Here is a 2,304-nt window from a genome sequence, read left to right as displayed (position 1 = left end):
GCCCGAGCTCCCGCAGGGACCGAGGCCCGTGGGACGAGCTGGTGCCGCGAACAGCTACTGAGACATCCCACGCAGGTAACGCGTCAAGCGGCTTGTGCCGGGAGGTCTCCTCCAGGCCGGTCGGGAAAGGCCTTCTCCTCGTTGTAGTACTCGCCATGTTGGAGGCAGTGGAAGAGCATCCCCATGAAGCGGTTGAAGAGGTTGCGCTGGGCGGCGATGTGGCGGTCACCTGCTTCTTTGCGACGGTCGTAGTGGGCTCTGGCGCCCGGGGAGGCGGTCAGGGAGGCAAAGGCCCAGACATAGCCGACAGCGGCCAGCCGCTGGTTCTTGACCCGGCGGGCCATCACCGTGCAGCTTTTGCCGCTCGCCCGGGTGACCGGTGCACTGCCGGCGTATGCCTTCATCGCTCCGGCGGTCGTGAAACGAGCCCGGTCATCGCCGATCTCGGCCAGGACCCGGGCCCCGGTGAGGGACCCCAGGCCCGGAAAGCTGGAGACGATCGGGGCGTCCGGATGCTGCTCGAAAGTCTCCCTTGTGGCGGCTTCGAGCTGGTCGGCATTGGTGCAGGCTGCTTCCAGCTGACGCAGCAAGGCGGTGGCCTGCCGGCCGAAGGCATCCTCGACCTGCGGTGGTTGGTGGAGGTACTCGCGGTGGAGGACTTCGTGGAGCCGGTCGGCTTCGGCTTCGATGCCGCGCAGGCGTCCAGCCTGTTTGAGCAGTGACTGCAGACGTCGGCGTGTGAGGCGGGCCGCCGCTGCAGGCGTCGGCGCCGCGGCCAGGATGGTCCGGGCTTCGGGCGAGCAGATGCCCTCTCGTTTGTCAGCGAAGGCGGCAAGGATTGCAGGGTAGAACTCACGCAGCTGAGAGCGGAGTTTGTTGTGGGCCTGGACACGGTCCCAGACAGCGTCCTGCTGAGCTCGTGCCAGCACCGCAATCGCCTGGGCCAGCTCGGAATCCTTTGGCAGAGGCCGGTGGGCGGCCATGTCCGTGCGCAGGATGTTCGCCAGGGCAGCAGCGTCGATGGCGTCCGACTTCTTCCTCGCGACTGAGTGACGGTCTCGATAGCGGGCCACAGCCAGCGGATTGATCGCGAACACTGGGCGTCCCGTTGCACGCAAACAGGCGACCAGTAGTCCCCGGGACGTCTCGATCGCGACCGGGATCGGGTGATCCTTGCTGTCTCCGTGCTCGGTCAGCAGAGCCGTGAGCTGGGTGAATCCAGCAGCATCGTCGCTGATTCGCAGCTTGGCGAGCCGTGTTCCGCCGGCGTTGACGAGTGCGACATCGTGGTGGTCTTCTGCCCAGTCCACCCCGCAGAACACCGACACTGGTAACCCTACGATTTCCATCATGTTCTCCCTGGTGATCCGCTGTTTCTGCAGGCCAGAGCCTGTGCAGGGTGCGCGTGCTCCCTAATGGAAGTGCTCGAGGCACAACATCCCACCAGCCGTTCGCAACCCCAGCGAACTGCACGGTCCTTCGTCTTCGTGAGAGCTCTAAGGCTCGCGACGCGATGAAAGGTGCTCCGTGCGGTTGGCTCAGGCCACGACCATCGAAGCGCCCGGTGGGAACCGCCTGGTGACGTGATCTGAACTGGGCCTGCTGAGACCTATTCGGAAGGCTTTTGTCCTCGAGAGATGCTGCTGTGCTCGCGAAGATGGGAGGCTGCGAACGGTTCCGGCCGGAACCAGATCGCTCTCAGTAGAGGACTTCCTGCCCAGGTGGCGGACGAGATCTTCGTCCTGACCGGAACCGCTGCTGAAGCGAGCCTCGCGGTCTGTCGAAAGAGCTCTCACTCCGGATTCGGATAGCGATGACTCGCTTCGCCGCCCATTAGGTGGCGGACCGGCCAGAAGGGCTGAGTCCTGGGATTAGGTCGCTGCGTGGCCCGCATGAGCTCGTGACCAGCAAGATCAGTACGACGGAGGGGAAAGACTTGATCTACTGCGGCATCGACTGGGCCGAACGCACGCACGACGTCGCCCTGGTCGACGACAGCGGCCAGTTACTGGCCAAACGGCACATCACCGACGACGCCGCCGGCTACAAGATCCTGCTGGACCTGCTCGCCGAATACGGCGACACCGAGGAGAACCCGGTCCCGGTCGCGATCGAGACCTCCCGCGGCCTGCTCGTCGCAGTGCTACGGGCGGGCAAGCGGCAGGTTTTCGCCATCAACCCGATGGCCGCCGCCCGCTACCGTGACCGGCACAGCGTCTCGCGCAAGAAGTCCGACCCCGGAGACGCCCTGGTGCTGGCCAACATCCTGCGCACCGACATGCACGCCCACCGGCCAGTGCCGCA

General features: G+C 65.4%; 2 protein-coding genes. One reads left to right on the top strand and one right to left on the bottom strand.

The features are described from left to right. Nucleotides 1-83: 83 nt before the first annotated feature. Nucleotides 84-1,349, bottom strand: coding sequence for an IS110 family transposase (locus ACFVVO_RS39395; RefSeq protein WP_390061700.1), 1,266 nt, complete (start codon nucleotides 1,347-1,349; stop codon nucleotides 84-86). Between the two features lie 587 nt (nucleotides 1,350-1,936). On the opposite strand from ACFVVO_RS39395, the gene ACFVVO_RS39390 reads away from it, so the two are divergent. Continuing rightward, the coding region (locus ACFVVO_RS39390; protein WP_390061699.1) for a transposase at nucleotides 1,937-2,304 on the top strand (368 nt) is incomplete at its 3' end.

This window comes from Streptomyces sp. NPDC058145, assembly GCF_042884245.1.
GTDB lineage: Bacteria > Actinomycetota > Actinomycetes > Streptomycetales > Streptomycetaceae > Streptomyces.
Note: the sequence above shows the minus strand (reverse complement) of the source record. Positions and strands in the feature narration are given on the sequence as shown.